This is a genomic window from uncultured Williamsia sp., assembly GCF_947494875.1.
Classification (GTDB): domain Bacteria; phylum Actinomycetota; class Actinomycetes; order Mycobacteriales; family Mycobacteriaceae; genus Williamsia_A.
Genome location: NZ_CANLWM010000008.1, coordinates 248,066 through 263,595, shown reverse-complemented (window position 1 = coordinate 263,595; position 15,530 = coordinate 248,066). Strand labels below are relative to the sequence as shown.

Genomic DNA, 15,530 nt, shown 5'->3' with positions numbered 1-15,530 from the left:
GGACGTGACCCTGCGCCTGTACGACTCCGCCGCGCGTGAGCTGCGCGACTTCACCCCGCTCCGCGCGGGTGAGGCGTCGGTGTACCTGTGCGGTGCCACGGTGCAGGGTGTCCCGCACATCGGTCACGTCCGCAGCGGCATCGCCTTCGACATCCTCCGGCGCTGGCTGGCCCACTCCGGTCTCGACGTGCGGTTCGTCCGCAACGTCACCGACATCGACGACAAGATCCTCACCAAGGCCGCCGACGCCGGCCGACCGTGGTGGGAGTGGGCCGCGACGCACGAGCGGGAGTTCGCGTCGGCCTACGACGCGCTCGGTGTGCTGCCGCCGTCGGCCGAGCCGAGGGCGACGGGGTTCATAACCCAGATGGTCACCTACATCGAGCGGTTGATCGACCGCGGGCACGCCTATGCCGCCGACGGCAACGTCTACTTCGACGTCCGCAGCCTCCCGGGCTACGGGGCGCTCTCGGGACATCGCCTCGACGACGTCCACCAGGGCGAGAGCGCGGGCACCGGCAAGCGCGACGACCGTGACTTCACACTGTGGAAGGCCGCGAAACCCGGTGAGCCGTCGTGGCCGACGCCGTGGGGGCCGGGACGTCCCGGATGGCACCTGGAGTGCTCGGCGATGGCGACGTCGCTGCTGGGGGCCGAGTTCGACATCCACTGCGGTGGGATGGACCTGATCTTCCCGCACCACGAGAACGAGATCGCCCAATCACACGGTGCCGGTGACGGTTTCGCACAGTACTGGCTGCACAACGGCTGGGTCACGATGGGCGGCGAGAAGATGAGCAAGTCGCTGGGCAACGTCGTGTCGATCCCCGCGATGATCCAGCGGGTGCGTCCGGTGGAGCTGCGCTACTACCTCGGCAGCGCGCACTACCGGTCGATGCTGGAGTACTCCGACGGTGCGCTCACCGAGGCCGCCGCCGGGTACCGCCGGATCGAGTCGTTCGTCCACCGGGTGCGCTCGCGGTTCGGGGACGTGCAGATCGGTTCGGTGACAGACGGATTCGCGGCCGCCCTCGACGACGACCTCGGGGTGCCCGCCGCTCTCGCGGAGGTCCATGCCGCTGTGCGCCAGGGGAACTCCGCCGCCGAGGCGGGTGACGCGCAGGGTGCCCTCGACGCGGCGTCGGCGGTCCGGGCTATGACCGCGGTGCTCGGCGTCGACCCGCTGGATCCCCGCTGGGAGAGCGCGGGCGACGACTCGCAGGCGATGTCGGCGCTCGACGTCCTCGTCCGCGCGGAACTCGAGCGTCGCACCACGGCGCGCGCCGAGAAGGACTACGCCACCGCTGATGCCGTGCGCGACCGACTCGCTGCGGCAGGTGTCGAGGTGACGGACACCGCCGACGGCCCGCAGTGGAACCTGAAGGGGCAGTGATGGCCGGCAACTCGCAGCGCAAGGGCGCGGTCCGCAAGACCGGGTCGAAGAAGGGGCAGGTCGCGGGGTCCGGCGGCAACCGCCGTCGCGGACTCGAGGGTCGCGGCGCCACCCCCAAGGCCGAGGACCGGCCGTACCACGTCGCGCACAAGCGGGCGAAGGCCGCGGCCAAGTCCGCACCCGCCGGCCGGGGCGGCCGCTCGTCGCCGCGTCGCCGCGACGAGGACGGTCCCGAGTACGTCGTCGGCCGCAACCCCGTCGTCGAGTGCCTGCGTGCGGGCGTCCCCGCCACCGCGCTGTACGTCCAGGTCGGTGGCAACCCCGACGAGCGGGTGTCCGAGGCCGTCGCGATCGCCGGCGACAAGGGCATCGCGATCCTCGAGGCCAGCCGGGCCGAGCTGGATCGGTTCAGCGCCAACGGATTGCACCAGGGTGTCGGGCTGCAGGTGCCGGCCTATGAGTACGCCCACCCCGACGACGTCATGCGTGCCGCCGTCGACAGCGGGACACCGCCGCTGCTCGTCGCGCTCGACAACATCACCGACCCCCGCAACCTGGGTGCCGTGATCCGTTCCGTCGCCGCGTTCGGTGGTCACGGTGTCGTCATCCCGCAGCGGCGCAGCGCGAGCGTGACCGCGGTCGCCTGGCGCACCAGTGCCGGTGCCGCGGCCCGCCTCCCGGTCGCGCAGGCCCCGAACCTCACCCGCACGCTGAAGGACTGGGCTGCCGGCGGTGCGCAGCTCGTCGGCCTCGACGCGGACGGCGACACCACGCTCGACGACTACGACGGCACCGGTCCGACCGTCGTCGTGGTCGGTTCCGAGGGCAAGGGACTCTCGCGGCTGGTGCGCGAGTCGTGCGACTCGATCCTGTCGATCCCGATGGCCGGTGACGTGGAGAGCCTCAACGCCTCCGTCGCGGCCGGCGTCGTCCTCGCCGAGTTCGCACGGCAGCGTCGCACCCGGTAGTCGGCGACGGGTCGCGTGGCCCGGCCGGGAGTCAGAGAGAGAAACGGACGCCGGTGAGCCGCTCGCTCGCCTCCCAGAGCCCGCGAGCGAGCTCGGGGTCCGCGGCTGTCGCCGAGCGTGTGATGACCTGCGCTCCGCCGCGCATGTGGAAAAGGTGTCTCGGCCCGGTGAAGGTGTCGCCGGGGAGATCGGCGAATGCGGCGTGGAGGGTCGGTAGCGCGCCCGCCTCCGGTGGCTGCGCGACCAGACGGACCGCGAGTCGCGCGACCGGGTTGGTGGTCCCGTCGTAGATGCCCGTGGCGACGAAACCCGGATGCGCCGCGAGAGCCCGCACCGACGACCCCGCGTCGTCGAGGCGACGTTGGAGGTCTGCGGTGAACAGCAGGTTCGCCTGCTTCGAGTTGGCGTAGGCCTGGAACCCGTTGTAGGACCGTCGTTCCCAATCGAGGTCGTCGAGGTCGAGGCGGGCCCGACGCTCCGCCATCGAGGACACCGTCACGATGCGCGTCGTGATCCTGGGCAGCAACAGGGTGGTCAGTGCGAACGGCCCGAGATGATTGGTCGCGAACTGCAGCTCGCGACCGTCGGCGGTCCGGTGAAGGTCGGTGGTGCTGATGCCGGCGTTGTTGATCAGCCAGTCGATCGGGCGCGTTCCCCACTCCTGCGTGAAGCGGGTGACGGACGCCGGGGCGGCGAGGTCGAGTGAGACCACTTCCGTGGATCCGTCGAGACGGGATGCGGCCTCCCGGCCTTTGTCGGTGTCGCGCACCGCGAGCACGGTGTGCGCTCCGCGCTGAACGAAGGCCTGCGCGGTGGACCATCCGATACCGGAGTTGGCGCCGGTGATGACCGCGGTCCTCCCGGTCAGGTCGCGAGGCGGCGTCGATGAGGGCTCGGGTGTGGTCATCCCGTCAAAGTAGCCGGTGTCAACATTGTAGTCAACGACTACATCGGGGTAGGTTCGCCACATGGGCTCCGCAGCCGACAAGCCGTTCCACCACGGGAATCTGCGCGCGGTGTTGCTCGACCGGGCGCATGAGGTCATCCGCTCCGGTGGGGTGGACGCGCTGTCACTGCGAGAGCTGGCGCGCGACGCCGGCGTCAGCCACGCGGCGCCCCGTCGACACTTCCGTGATCGCCACGCGCTCGTGAACGCCCTCGCGGAGAGGGGTTTCGAGCTCATGACGCGGAGGATGTCCGACGCCGCGACCGCGCATCCTGATCACCGGGACCGATTCCGCGCTCTGGCCGAGGTGTTCGTCGACTTCGCGGCGACCGAGCCGGCGCTGCTGGATCTCATGTTCACGAAGACGGTCGACCCGCCCCCGTCGTTGACGGAGGCCGTGCGCCGCTTCTACGAGGTGTCGCGACGAGTGGTCCTGGACGGGCACGAGGCCGGGGTCCGGCCGCTCGCCGACCCGGAGCGCACCCAGATGCTGCTCATCGCCACCCTCCAGGGCATCGCGACGCTGGTCGGGACGGGCCGCATCACATCCGAGGAGGCAGGCGTCCTGATCGACGACACGACCACGCTGTTCGTCGGTCCCGCCGACGACCGTTGACGGACAACCGTTGTCGTCTGAGGACCTCAGGTCAGGAACGACCTGAGCGTGACCCCGGCGTCGGTGAGGGCGGCGGCGACGGCGCGGGCGTGATCCACCGCGCCGGGCGTGTCACCGTGCAGGCAGATCGAGTCGACCTCGACCGGGACGATGCTGCCGTCGACCGCGACGACCTCGTTCGCGGTCACCATGCGGACCGTGCGCGCACAGATCTCGGCGGTGTCGGAGAGCAGTGCACCGTCGGTGCCGCGCGGTGCGAGTGACCCGTCGGACCGGTAGCCGCGGTCGGCGAAACCCTCGGCCACGACGCGGATCCCGGCGTCGCGTGCCAGCCGCGCGGCCGCCGACCCGGGGAGGGTGACGAGGGGGAGGGTGACGTCGACCGCGAGCAGGGCGTCGACCACCGCCCGGGCCTGAACCTCGTGGTGGACGATCGTGTTGTACAGCGCACCATGGGGTTTCACGTACTCCACGCGGCCACCCACCGACCGCGCGATGCCGTCGAGCGCGCCGATCTGGTAGATCACGTCGGCGGTGAGGTCATCCGGGGCGGCGTCGACGAAGCGGCGGCCGAATCCGACGCGGTCGGGATAGGACACCTGGGCGCCGATCCGCACGCCGGCGTCGACCGCCGCCGCACAGGTGGTCCGGAGCCCCGCGGGATCGCCGGCGTGGAAGCCGCAGGCGATGTTGGCCGAGGTCACCACCGACAGCAGCGCCTCGTCGTCGCCGAGACGCCACACCCCGTATCCCTCGCCGAGATCGGCGTTCAGATCGGTCCGCGGACTGGCCATCACCACAGGCTAGTGTCGGATCATGGGACACGCTGACACGCTGGTGACCACGGAGAACGGTGTCGTCGACGGCGTCGTGCACGAGGGACTGCACTCCTGGCGGGGGATCCCGTACGCCGCGCCCCCGATGGGCGAACGTCGCTTCCGCGCGCCCGAGCCGCCGGTCGGGTGGCGGGGTGTCCGGCGGTGTGTGAGCTTTCGCAACGCCGCACCGCAGGCCCGTCGGTACACGACGACGGGCATCAACAAGCACCAGCCGGTCAGCGAGGACTGCCTGACCCTGAACGTGATCGCACCGGCGGACCGCAGCGGTCCGCTCCCGGTGATGGTGTTCATCCACGGCGGTGCGTACATCCTGGGCTCGTCGCAGATGTACCGCGGCGACGCGATCGTCCGCGCGACCGGCGTCGTGTACGTCTCGATCAACTACCGCCTCGGTCCGCTGGGCTACCTGGACCTGACGGGGTACTCGTCGGATCGACGGACCTTCGACGGCAATCTGGGCCTGCGCGATCAGGTGGCCGCCCTGCAGTGGGTCCAGCGCAACATCGCCGGATTCGGCGGGGACCCGGACAACGTCACCGTGTTCGGTGAGAGCGCCGGTGGCAACGCCGTGACGACGCTCCTGGCGACGCCCTCGGCGGAGGGGCTCTTCGCCCGCGCTATCGCCCAGAGCTCCGCGCCCGCGCTGACGCTCCCGCAGGAGTGGGCGACGACGTTCGCCGAGACGTTCGTCGACATCCTCGGCGAGACCCACGACGACCCCGTCGCGGCGCTGCACACCGCGACCCCGGGCGAACTCGGCCGCGCGGGGGATCGTCTCGCGCGCAAGGCCGGGAAACTGGTGCCGGGCGCGCAGCCGTTCGGTCCCACGATCGACGGGTCGATCCTGCCGCAGGACCCCATCGACGCCGCCGCGGACGGCCGCACCCATCCGGTGCCGCTCATCATCGGGAGCAACCGCGTCGAGGCGAACCTGTTCGCCAAGATCTTCCCCGTGTTGCCGACGACGCCGGAGGCGGTGGAGCGCTCCCTGGAGGGTGCGCGACCCGAGATCCGCGACGCCATCATCGCGGCCTATCCCGGTTTCCCGGAGCCCGCAGCGTGTCGGAAGATCATGGGCGACATGATCTTCTGGGCGCCATCGGTCGCGATCGCCGACGGCCACAGCCGGACCGCGCCCACGTACGTGTACCGGTACGACTACTCGACTCGCATCCTCGACTGGGCCGGTTTCGGTCCGACACACGCGATGGAGCTCTTCGCCGTGTTCGGTCTGTTCACGTCGCGGTGGGGATCCGTGGTGACCGCGGTCGGCGACAAGAACGCCGCGCGGCGCGTCACCGAGGCCGTCCAGGCCGACTGGGGATCGTTCGCCGCGACGGGTGCCCCGCGCTCGGGGTGGCCGCGCTACGACACCGAGACGCGTGCGGTGCGCATCATCGACGACCCGATGCGCGTCGAGTTCGACCCGAAGGCCGAGCGTCGCGCCGCCTGGGCCGGGTACCGCTCCTACTCAGAGGTCCCACTCGGCGGGGGGATCGCCGGCGAGGAAGGACAGCATCAGGGGGTTGAAGACGTCGGGTGACTCCAGCGGGAGCAGGTGCGTCCCCGGCAGCACCGCCGCCCGTGCGTTGTCGAGCGCGTCGACCACCGCGAGTGTGTGGGCGACGGTGACCTCGTCGCGGTCCCCCTGGACGACCAGGGTCGGGGTGGTCACCTCACCCAGCGTCGCCAGCTCGATCTCCGGTTCGGAGCCGATCATCGCGAGCGTCTTGCGGTGGATCTCGGCGAAGTGCTCGGGACCGTCGGGGCTCACCGCGTCGTACTCGGCGGAGAGGAACCGGATGGTCTCCGACCCCGCGAGCAGGGACTCGGTGATCCCGTCGGCCACCTTGCCGTCGCTGTTGAAGTACTGACCGATCAGCACCATCCGGTCGACGAGATCCGGCCGACGCTGCGCCACCAGCAGGGCGACGACGGCGCCGTCGCTCCACCCGACGAGCCGCGACGCCGAGCCGAGGACGACGTCGAGATAGGCGATCGTGTCGTCGGCCATGCGCGAGTAGTGGAAGGGGCGGCCGTCGTCGGGGGAGTGCGCGTGTCCGGCGCGCTCGGGCGCCAGCACCCGCCACCCCGACTTGAGGAGTTCGGGGATCTGCGCCCCGAACGACGACGCCCCCGCGAACGCCCCGTGCAGCAGCACGACCGGGCTGCCGTCGCCGGAGTCGAAGTGCCAGATCGGGTGCCCCGCGACGTCGACGTAGCAGCCGCCGTCGACGCGGTCACCCGGCCGGACAGCGTGGCGATCGTCCGCGGTGGACGGTGCGCCGGGCTGCGTATGGTCGACGGCAGGCCGAGTGGGCATGGCGAACATGCTGGCAGACGCGAGGGGGGAGGGGCCGAGATCGACATCCGATCGACACCTTCGCCCCGACGGGCATCGGCGCTGGGCGTCGGGGCCGTCCTGCTGCTGGTCGCCGCCTGCGGCTCGCCGACTCCCGACGCGCCCGCATCGTCGTCGCCGTCTGCGCCGCCCGCGGTGATCACCTCGTCGACGGCGCCCGCGGTGCCACCGTTCATCGACCGCGTCGTCTGGGTGACCACGCCGTCGGGCCGCAGCCTGCAGGTCTATCCGACGTCGTCGGGGCGGCGAGCCCAGGGCGACGGTGACGCGGCGGAGGCCTGGCGCGAGGTGCTCGCCGACGACCCGACCGCGGGGACGCCGGGGATGCAGGCGCAGTTCGACTGTCACTGGACCTTCGCCCGTCTCGTCGAGCCGGACAAACCGAGTTGGAACCTGGAGCCGTGGCGGCCCGTCGTCGACTCCCAGCAGATGATCGCTGCCCGCTGCAATCCCGGGGGACCCGAGATCTGAGCGCCGCGGCATCAGACTTCGCTACTATCTGCGTATGCATGCAGATAAGAAGGTCTGCCGCCGCACGCTCGCCGACGACCAGGTCGCGCTCATCGTCGAGGTGTTCCGGATGCTCTCCGACCCGACCCGAGTCCAGGTGCTGTGGGCGCTCGTCGACCGCGAGTGCTCGGTCACCGAGCTCGCGGAGAAGGTCGGGAAGCCGCCCGCGTCCGTGAGCCAACACCTCGCGAAGCTGCGGATGGCGCGGCTGGTGTACACCCGCAAGGAGGGCACCACCGTGCACTACCGCATCGAGAACGACCACGTCCGGCAGATGGTCGTCGACGCGGTGTTCAACGCCGAGCACGCCGGCCCCGGTGTCCCCGGACACCACCGCGCCGACGCGCACGCCGAGGTGCCCGGGGTCGTCGAGCCGATCCGGGACGTGTCGGGCGGATGAACGACCACACGCACGCGCATCCCCATGACCACCACGACCACGACCACCATCACGGTCACGGAGTGTGGCGATTCGTGCCGCATGCGGTGACCCCGCACAGCCACGACGCCGCCGATCGCATCGACGACACGATCGAGGGGAGCGCGCGAGGGATCCGAGCCGTCGGGATCAGCTTCGCGGTGCTGCTCGTCACCGCGCTGGTGCAGCTCGTCGTGACGCTGCTGTCGGGGTCGGTCGCGCTCTTGGCCGACACCATCCACAACTTCTCGGACGCGTTCACCGCGATCCCGCTGGCCCTCGCGTTCCTCGTCGGACGTCGATCGCCGACGCGCCGCTACACCTACGGGTTCGGGCGGGCCGAGGACCTGGCCGGGCTCGTGGTGATCGTGATGATCGCGGCCAGCGCCGTGCTCGCCGGATACGAGGCCATCCGCCGCCTCGTCGATCCGCAGCCACCGACCCACCTGGCGTGGGTCGCGGCGGCCGGCGCGATCGGCTTCGTGGGCAACGAGATCGTCGCGCAGTACCGCATCCGGGTGGGGCGGTCGATCGGCTCGGTCGCCCTCGTCGCCGACGGGCAGCACGCCCGCACCGACGGGTTCACCTCACTCGCGGTGCTCGTCGGAGCCGGCGGTGCCGCGCTGGGCGTGCCGATCGTCGACCCGATCGTGGGGCTCCTGATCACCGTCGCGATCGCGGGGGTGCTGTGGACGACTGGGCGAGATGTGCTGCGTCGGTTGATGGATGCCGTCGACCCCGCGGTCGTCGGGGAGGCGGAACGAGTGGTCGGCGACGTGCCCGGGGTGCTCGGTGTCACCGGTGTCCGGATGCGCTGGATCGGTCACCGCATGCACGCCGAGATCGAGGTCGACGTCGACGAGGCCGCGCCGCTGCGGGACGCGCACGCCACCGCCCACCGCGCCGAACGTGAACTCGTCGACCACATCCCGGGTGTCGCCTCGGCGCTGGTCCACGCCTACCCGGGACACCGCGAGCACGTCGTACGCCGCTGACCGGGCGCTCCACATTCAGGGCGCCACCCCGCGAGACGCTCCACATATTCGAGGACGCTCCGGATGTATCCGGAGCGTCCTCGAATGTGTGGAGCGGGAACCCTGGAACTGGAGCGCGAACCCTGTATGTAGAGCGTCAGGCGACGGGGGCGGCCTGCTCGACGCGCTGTCGGGAGGCGACAGCGGTGCGGGAGAGGCGACGTCGGCCGACGATCCGGCAGACGACGTAGATCGCGAACGAGATCGACGTGACGAGCACCGACGCGGGCAGGTTCGGCGCCAGCGACAGCACCATCCCGCCGAGAGCGGCGACCTCCGCGAACAGCACGGACAGGCCGACGACCACCAGCGGCCGCGACGTGACGCGTGCCGCTGCGGCGGCCGGGGTGATGAGCAGGGACATCACCAGCAGGGCGCCGATGATCTGCACCGCCTGGGCCACGGCCGCACCGAGGATCACCGCGAACACCACCGACAGCAGTCGGGTCGGGACACCGAGGGCCTCGGCGACGTCGGGGTCGGTGCTGGCGAACTGCAAGGGCCGGTAGATCACCGCGAGCACCGCGATCACGACGACCGTCGTGATGAGCACGTCTCGCAGCCCGTCGGACCCGACGGCGACGACCTGCCCGGCCAACAGGGAGAAACCCGTCCCGACCCGCCCGTGCAGGAAAACGAAGAGCAACCCGAGGCCGAGTCCGAACGCGAGGACGACGCCGATCACCGAATCACGTTCGCGAGCACGGTTTCCCAGCAAGCCGAACACGAGGGCCGCGACGACCGCCCCGGCGAGGGCGCCCATGTTCACGCTCACCCCGGCGAGCAGCGCGGCCGCGGCGCCGGTGAACGTGAGCTCGGAGGTGCCGTGCACCGCGAACGACATCTGGCGGCTCACGACGGTCGGCCCGAGCAGGCCGCCGAGCAGCGCGATGAGGCCGAGCGCGCCGAGCCCGTACAGGACGAATTCCTGCTGCAGCAGGAACCAGGTCTCGCCGGTGTCGAAGAACGAGGACCATGTCGCGCCGTTCACGGTTCGACCTCCGCCGGGGGTTCGGTGTGGACGCCGTGGCACGCGGCCTCGTCGGCGCCGACGACCACGATCCGGTCGCGCAGACGGATCACGTCGACCCGGCTGCGGTAGAGCTCGCTGAGTGTCTCCGAGGTCATGACCTCGTCGACCGTCCCGATGCGGAACCGCCCGTCGACGAGGTGCACCACGCGGTCGACGAACGGCAGGATCGGCGTGATCTCGTGCGTCACGAACACCACCGAGGTGGCGGCGGACCGACGGCGGCGGTCGATCAGTTGCGCGACCCGCGCCTGGTTGGCCGGGTCGAGCGAGAGCAGCGGCTCGTCGCAGAGGAGCACCGACGGGTCCGACGCCAGCGCCTGGGCCACGCGCAGTCGCTGCTGCTCGCCGCCGGACAGCATCCCGAGCGACCCGTCGGCGAACGCCCGAGCGTCGACCTGGTCGATCGCCGCGTCCACGGCGGCCTCACGGGAGCGACGGCCACGGATCCCGAGACCCCAGCGTCTGCCGTCCACGCCGAGCCCGACGAGATCGCGTCCCCGGAGCGGCACCCCCTCCGGGATTGGCCGTTGCTGCGGGATGTACCCGACCCGTCCCTCGATGTGAGCGGCTCCCGCGTCGAGGCGGTACTGACCGAGGAGCACCCGCAACAGCGACGTCTTGCCGGATCCGTTGGGCCCCAACACCGCGACGAACTCACCGGGTGCGATGTCGAGATCGAACTCACTCCACAGCGTGCGCGCGCCGAACGCCAGGCGCGCACCACGGATCGAGACGACCGGACGGGACTCCACGGATGCCAGTGTCGCGGTCAGCGGGACACCGCGGAGCTGATCGCGTCGATCTGCTTCGTCTGCCAGGCGACGTAGTCGGTGACGCCCTCGGGGAGTGTCTCGGTCAGCTCGACGACGGGCAGTCCCACGGACTTCGAGCGCTCGAGCAGGCGCTGGGTGGTCGGGTCGGTCGCCTGGGTGTTGTAGAGCAGCGCCCGGACCTCACGCTTGTCGATGAGGCCCTCGGTCGTCGCGACAGCCGACGCGGGCGGATCGTTGCCGGCCTCGACGGCGTCGGTGAACGACGTCGGGGTGGCGTCGACGAGCCCCGCCTCGGAGAGGAGATACGCCGCGAGCGGCTCGGTCTGCGCGACCTTCTGCCCGTTGTGCGCGGCCTTGATCCGGGCCAGCTCGGTCTCGAGCGCCTCGATCTTCGTCGCGAACGCATCGGCGTTGTCGCGGTAGGTCTGCCGATTCGGCGGGTCCTTCTCGGCCATGGCGTCGGCCAGGTCCGACGCGACGTCGCGCACGACGCGGAGGTTGTAGAAGAAGTGCTCGTTCACCTCGCCCTCGCCCGTGGGCGCGCCGGGATCGTCCTTCTTGTAGACGTCGAAGGCGTCGATCACCGGGGAGTCGGGGTTCTTCTGCGCCTTCTCCATGTAGGCGTCGTAGTCGGCACCGTTCTCGACGATCACGTCGGCGCCACTGATGGTCGCGCTGTCTCGCGCGGTCGCCTCGAACTCGTGGGGGTCGCCGTCGGGGGAGGAGTAGATGGACCGGACACCCGCTGCGTCGCCGGCGACGGCCTTCGCCACCGCACCCCAGACGTCGGTCGACGCGACCACGTTCAGCTTGCCCGGCTCCGCCGGCCCCGTGTTCTGGCCGCACGCCGCCCCCGTGAGCACGACGCCGGTGGCCGCAGCCGTCGCCGCGATCACGCGCACCTGTGGTCCTCTGCCGCGCACCCTGATCATCCTGATCTCCTTCTCTCGGTCGGAAATGGTAACCGTTGTCAAGAAGCGGTGCCGAGCGGGGCCCGCGACACCCGACGCACGCGCACCGGCGTCGGGTCCCGCAGGCGTCTCACACCCCGGCGGTCACCCCGGTCGCGGTGACGTCGATGACCCGCGCGGTGGGGATGTCGAAGAACATCCCGACGACGCGGACTCGGCCGTCGGCGATCGCACGACCGACCAGCGGATGGCGTTGCAGTGTCTGCATCTGCACGGCGACGTTGACGATCGCGAGCTGGTCGACCTCGCCGAACCCGGCGTCGGCGGCGCTGCGCGCGGCCGGGTGTCCGCTGCGGAACGCGGCCAGACTCGCCCGGGCGTTCCGCAACCATGCGCCGACCGCACCGGCGGGTTCGTCGTCGGCGAGCAACCCGGTCATCGCGCCGCACGAGGAGTGGCCGCACACGACGATCGAGCTCACACCGAGGTGCTCGACGGCGAACTCCAGTGCCGCCTCCACCGAGGGGTCGGTGTGGGGTTCGGCGGGCACGAGGTTGCCGACGTTGCGGACGGTGAACAGGTCACCGGGACCGCTCGAGGTGATGACGTTCGGCACGAGTCGCGAGTCGGCACACGTCAGGAACAGCGTGTCCGGATCCTGACGGTCGACGAGTCCGGCCATCAGCTCGCGCATGTCGTCGACGTCGTCGCGGTGGTAGCGGTCGACGCCGGTGCGGATGGGACGCAGCGCCGGGCTCTGCCCGTCCGGGGTGAACACCCGGGATCGCCACGGCGTCATGCCGAGCACGCGACGGCGGACCTGATGTCGCCGCGGCGGCGCGGTCGAGGCGTCGGCGATCAGGGCCAGGCCGGTCTCCTCGACGACGACGGTGCCGCCGCCGGCCTCGTGCGCCCACGACCAGTCGCCGATCAGCTCCGACGCGGCGTGGTCGAGGAAGTCCGCGTCGATGGCGATGGTGACGTGCGCACCGGCGGGGACCGCGGTGAGCGCCTTGTTCAGCCGGGGCAGCGACAGGAAGCTGACCGACCCGCGGATGGCGACCTCCCACTGACGGGAACCCGGGGTGCCGAACGGCTGCGAGGTGATGGACGCCCGGACCACACGCCACACGACGATCCCGACGGCCAGCGCCAGCCCGATCCCGACGCCCTCGAGCAGGTTGAGGAACACGACGCTGAGGATGGTCACCAGGTAGACGACGAGGTCGCCGGTACGCAGGGCGGTGCGCATGTGCGCGAGTTTCACCAGCTGCACACCGATCACCACCAGCAGGCCGGCCAGGGCGGCCATCGGGATCTGCTCGACGACGGCCGTGAGCACGACGGCGAACACCAGCACCCACACGCCGTGCAGGATCGCCGATGCGCGGGTGCGTGCACCGGCGTTCACGTTGGCCGTGCTGCGGACGATGACACCGGTGATGGGCAGTCCGCCCGCCATGCCCGCGACGATGTTGCCGGTGCCCTGACCGAGCATCTCCCGGTTGAAGTTCGTCCGCGGACCGGTGTGCATCTTGTCGACCGCGACCGCCGACAGCAGCGACTCGACGCTCGCGATGAGCGCGACGGTGACGATGCCGAGCACCACCGCACCCCAGTTGCCCGACGGCAGCTCGGGGAGGGCGAGTGCGTCGAAGAAGTTGCCGTTCAGCGAGATCCGGTCGACCGAGAGGCCGGCGACGAGGGAGACCGCGGTGGCGGCCACGATCGCCACGAGCGGACCGGGGACCTTGCGGACCGATGCCGGCAGCGACGGCCACGCCAGCATGACGACCACGACGATGCCGCCGACGAGGAGCTCGGGCCATGACACGTCTGCGACGGCGCCCGGGAGGGCGGCGACGTTCTCCCACGCCGAACTCTGGGTGGTCCCGCCGAGCAGCACGTGGATCTGCTGCAGCGCGATGGTGACGCCGATGCCGGCGAGCATCGCGTGGACCACGACCGGTGCGATCGCCAGAGCCGCCGAGGCGACGCGGCTGAGCCCGAACAGGATCTGCAGGACCCCGGCGCCGACGGTGATGAAGGTGGTGACCTTCCAGCCGAAGGTCGCGACGAGTTCGGCGACGACGACGGTGAGGCCCGCGGCCGGACCGCTCACCTGCAGGGGTGCGCCGCCGAGGGCGCCCGCGACGATCCCGCCGACGACGGCGGCGATGAGTCCGGCCATCACGGGGGCGTCGGAGGCGATCGCGATGCCGAGCGAAAGGGGAAGAGCGACAAGGAAGACGACGAGCGAGGACGGCACGTCGTAGCGGAGGACATCGCGGATGGACGCCGGCGAGAGGGCGGCTGGTCGGTGCATGTCCGCAACGTACGGGCGGAATGTTAAAGCGATCTTAAATAAGTTACCAAGAGACAGAAATGACCGACAAGTCTGGAGCGGGCCCGATGCGGACCCCGTCCGGGCTGTGGGACGTCACAGGGCCGGGGTGTGACCCCGGCCCTGTGATGGGCGTTCAGATGGCGTCGGTCACCGCACCGAGCGATGCGGCATGAGGGCGTCGGCGGGGATCACGCCGAAGCGGCCCGCGTTGAAGTCCTCGATCGCGTCGATGACCTCCTGCTTGGTCGTCATGACGAACGGTCCGTAGGCGAACACCGGCTCGCGGATGGGTCGGCCGCCGAGGAGCAGCACCTCCATGGCGGGACGGTTCGAGTCCTGGGTCCCCGCCGCGGAGACGGTGATGCGGTCACCGGGCCCGAGCACCGCGAGCTGACCGCCGGTGATGGGGTGGCCCACGGGTCCGACCGTGCCCTCGCCCGAGAGCACGTAGACCAGCGCGTTGTGGTCGCGCTGCCACGGCACGTTCAACTGCGCGCCCGGCTCGATGGTGGCGTGCGCGAGCGTGATCGGCGTGCGCGTCGACCCGGGGCCCCGGTGGGCACCGACGGACCCCGCGATGATGCGCACCAGCGACCCGCCGTCGGCGGAGGAGATCAGGCGCGCCTGCTCGCCCTCGATCGACTGGTAGGCGGGGGTCGAGAACTTCTCCGAGCGCGGCAGGTTCACCCACAGCTGGATGCCGTGGAAGACGCCACCGCTCTCGACGAGCTCGGCCGGCGGGGTCTCGATGTGCAGGATGCCCGAGCCCGCGGTCATCCACTGCGTCGCGCCGTCGGCGATCAACCCGCCGCCGCCGTGGGAGTCCTGGTGCGCGAACTTGCCGTCGATGATGTACGTGACGGTCTCGAAGCCACGGTGCGGATGCCAGCTGGTGCCCTTGGGCTCGCCCGGCTCGTAGTCGACCTCACCCATCTGGTCCATGTGGATGAAGGGGTCGAGGTCGGCCTTGCTGACGCCGGCGAAGGCGCGGACGACGGGGAAGCCCTCGCCCTCGTGTCCGCGCGGGCCGGTGGTGACGGAGCGGACCGGGCGCTCGGTGTCGGCGGGGCCGGGGGCCTCGACGCGGTCGAGCGTCAACGTGTCTGCGGTGACTGCGGGCATGGTGGTCCTCCTCGCGGCGCGATGTGGCGCGTCGGTGGCGATCGTCTCCGATCGCGTCCCGGTGGGCGGGACATCCCGTGTAACCGGACCGCGGTCCGTATTGTTCCCGCGTGACGTCGGTCGCCACCGTCTGATCCCGCACGCGTCGGGTGCCTACTGTGGAGACATGTCCAGGGTGCAGCCCACGACCGCGGGCGGTCCGGTGTCGACGGCCGACGGGGGTCCGGTGGCGACGAGTGTCAGGTCGGTGACCGGCCT

Annotated in this window: 15 protein-coding genes; 7 read left to right on the top strand and 8 right to left on the bottom strand. The window is 70.9% G+C overall.

Annotated elements, in window-relative coordinates; genetic code table 11:
- The first annotated feature begins 4 nt into the window (after positions 1-4).
- Positions 5-1,393, top strand: coding sequence for a cysteine--tRNA ligase (gene cysS / locus Q1A98_RS19205; protein WP_299576418.1), 1,389 nt, complete (start codon positions 5-7; stop codon positions 1,391-1,393).
- A complete protein-coding gene (rlmB, locus tag Q1A98_RS19200) occupies positions 1,393-2,361 on the top strand; it encodes a 23S rRNA (guanosine(2251)-2'-O)-methyltransferase RlmB (protein ID WP_299576416.1) in 969 nt (322 codons plus the stop codon). Before cysS ends, rlmB begins: the two co-directional genes overlap by 1 nt.
- A gap of 31 nt (positions 2,362-2,392) precedes the next feature.
- Here rlmB and Q1A98_RS19195 read toward each other — a convergent pair whose 3' ends face one another.
- Positions 2,393-3,268 carry an oxidoreductase gene (locus Q1A98_RS19195; RefSeq protein ID WP_299576414.1) on the bottom strand — a complete coding sequence of 292 codons (876 nt, stop codon included), beginning with the start codon at positions 3,266-3,268 and terminating at the stop codon, positions 2,393-2,395.
- Between the two features lie 61 nt (positions 3,269-3,329).
- On the opposite strand from Q1A98_RS19195, the gene Q1A98_RS19190 reads away from it, so the two are divergent.
- The gene (locus tag Q1A98_RS19190; protein WP_299576412.1) at positions 3,330-3,923 is read left to right on the top strand and encodes a TetR/AcrR family transcriptional regulator; all 594 of its coding nucleotides are present in this window, start codon (positions 3,330-3,332) and stop codon (positions 3,921-3,923) included.
- A gap of 26 nt (positions 3,924-3,949) precedes the next feature.
- Here the strand turns inward: Q1A98_RS19190 and Q1A98_RS19185 are convergent, their stop codons facing one another.
- The gene (locus Q1A98_RS19185; protein WP_299576410.1) at positions 3,950-4,717 is read right to left on the bottom strand and encodes a 5-oxoprolinase subunit PxpA; all 768 of its coding nucleotides are present in this window, start codon (positions 4,715-4,717) and stop codon (positions 3,950-3,952) included.
- Between the two features lie 22 nt (positions 4,718-4,739).
- Here Q1A98_RS19185 and Q1A98_RS19180 point away from each other — a divergent pair, with 22 nt between their 5' ends.
- The gene (locus Q1A98_RS19180; protein ID WP_299576408.1) at positions 4,740-6,305 is read left to right on the top strand and encodes a carboxylesterase/lipase family protein; all 1,566 of its coding nucleotides are present in this window, start codon (positions 4,740-4,742) and stop codon (positions 6,303-6,305) included.
- Here the strand turns inward: Q1A98_RS19180 and Q1A98_RS19175 are convergent.
- On the bottom strand, positions 6,234-7,085 hold the full coding sequence (locus Q1A98_RS19175; protein ID WP_299576406.1) for an alpha/beta hydrolase: 852 nt from the start codon (positions 7,083-7,085) through the stop codon (positions 6,234-6,236). The genes Q1A98_RS19180 and Q1A98_RS19175 overlap by 72 nt on opposite strands.
- A 174-nt stretch (positions 7,086-7,259) precedes the next feature.
- Here Q1A98_RS19175 and Q1A98_RS19170 point away from each other — a divergent pair, with 174 nt between their 5' ends.
- The 3 genes from Q1A98_RS19170 to Q1A98_RS19160 are packed head-to-tail and all read left to right on the top strand — an operon-like array spanning position 7,260 to position 9,047.
- Positions 7,260-7,595, top strand: coding sequence for a DUF2599 domain-containing protein (locus Q1A98_RS19170; RefSeq protein ID WP_366943484.1), 336 nt, complete (start codon positions 7,260-7,262; stop codon positions 7,593-7,595).
- A 34-nt stretch (positions 7,596-7,629) separates the two neighbouring features.
- Positions 7,630-8,034 (top strand): metalloregulator ArsR/SmtB family transcription factor, encoded by a 405-nt coding sequence (locus Q1A98_RS19165; protein WP_299576404.1) that lies wholly within the window; start codon positions 7,630-7,632, stop codon positions 8,032-8,034.
- On the top strand, positions 8,031-9,047 hold the full coding sequence (locus tag Q1A98_RS19160; RefSeq protein WP_299576402.1) for a cation diffusion facilitator family transporter: 1,017 nt from the start codon (positions 8,031-8,033) through the stop codon (positions 9,045-9,047). The genes Q1A98_RS19165 and Q1A98_RS19160 overlap by 4 nt, the downstream gene beginning before the upstream one ends.
- A 136-nt stretch (positions 9,048-9,183) precedes the next feature.
- Here the strand turns inward: Q1A98_RS19160 and Q1A98_RS19155 are convergent, their stop codons facing one another.
- The 5 genes from Q1A98_RS19155 to Q1A98_RS19135 form a co-directional block, all read right to left on the bottom strand.
- Positions 9,184-10,077: a metal ABC transporter permease gene (locus Q1A98_RS19155; RefSeq protein ID WP_299576400.1), complete on the bottom strand. Its 894-nt coding sequence runs from the start codon at positions 10,075-10,077 to the stop codon at positions 9,184-9,186.
- Complete coding sequence (locus Q1A98_RS19150; protein WP_299576398.1) at positions 10,074-10,871, bottom strand: metal ABC transporter ATP-binding protein; 798 nt, start codon at positions 10,869-10,871, stop codon at positions 10,074-10,076. The genes Q1A98_RS19155 and Q1A98_RS19150 overlap by 4 nt, the downstream gene beginning before the upstream one ends.
- Before the next feature lie 17 nt (positions 10,872-10,888).
- Positions 10,889-11,824 carry a zinc ABC transporter substrate-binding protein gene (locus tag Q1A98_RS19145; protein WP_299576396.1) on the bottom strand — a complete coding sequence of 312 codons (936 nt, stop codon included), beginning with the start codon at positions 11,822-11,824 and terminating at the stop codon, positions 10,889-10,891.
- A gap of 109 nt (positions 11,825-11,933) precedes the next feature.
- Positions 11,934-14,129, bottom strand: a complete 2,196-nt coding sequence (locus tag Q1A98_RS19140) for a bifunctional SulP family inorganic anion transporter/carbonic anhydrase (protein ID WP_299576394.1) — start codon at positions 14,127-14,129, stop codon at positions 11,934-11,936.
- 168 nt (positions 14,130-14,297) lie between these two features.
- A complete protein-coding gene (locus Q1A98_RS19135; RefSeq protein WP_299576392.1) occupies positions 14,298-15,272 on the bottom strand; it encodes a pirin family protein in 975 nt (324 codons plus the stop codon).
- Between the last annotated feature and the right edge of the window lie 258 nt (positions 15,273-15,530).

Coding starts and splice junctions, on each gene's coding strand:
- rlmB (WP_299576416.1), top strand. CDS start 1,393: ATGGCCGGCAACTCGCAGCGCAAGGGCGCGGTCCGCAAGACCGGGTCG.
- Q1A98_RS19195 (WP_299576414.1), bottom strand. CDS start 3,268: ATGACCACACCCGAGCCCTCATCGACGCCGCCTCGCGACCTGACCGGG.
- Q1A98_RS19190 (WP_299576412.1), top strand. CDS start 3,330: ATGGGCTCCGCAGCCGACAAGCCGTTCCACCACGGGAATCTGCGCGCG.
- Q1A98_RS19185 (WP_299576410.1), bottom strand. CDS start 4,717: ATGGCCAGTCCGCGGACCGATCTGAACGCCGATCTCGGCGAGGGATAC.
- Q1A98_RS19180 (WP_299576408.1), top strand. CDS start 4,740: ATGGGACACGCTGACACGCTGGTGACCACGGAGAACGGTGTCGTCGAC.
- Q1A98_RS19175 (WP_299576406.1), bottom strand. CDS start 7,085: ATGCCCACTCGGCCTGCCGTCGACCATACGCAGCCCGGCGCACCGTCC.
- Q1A98_RS19165 (WP_299576404.1), top strand. CDS start 7,630: ATGCATGCAGATAAGAAGGTCTGCCGCCGCACGCTCGCCGACGACCAG.
- Q1A98_RS19160 (WP_299576402.1), top strand. CDS start 8,031: ATGAACGACCACACGCACGCGCATCCCCATGACCACCACGACCACGAC.
- Q1A98_RS19145 (WP_299576396.1), bottom strand. CDS start 11,824: ATGATCAGGGTGCGCGGCAGAGGACCACAGGTGCGCGTGATCGCGGCG.
- Q1A98_RS19140 (WP_299576394.1), bottom strand. CDS start 14,129: ATGCACCGACCAGCCGCCCTCTCGCCGGCGTCCATCCGCGATGTCCTC.
- Q1A98_RS19135 (WP_299576392.1), bottom strand. CDS start 15,272: ATGCCCGCAGTCACCGCAGACACGTTGACGCTCGACCGCGTCGAGGCC.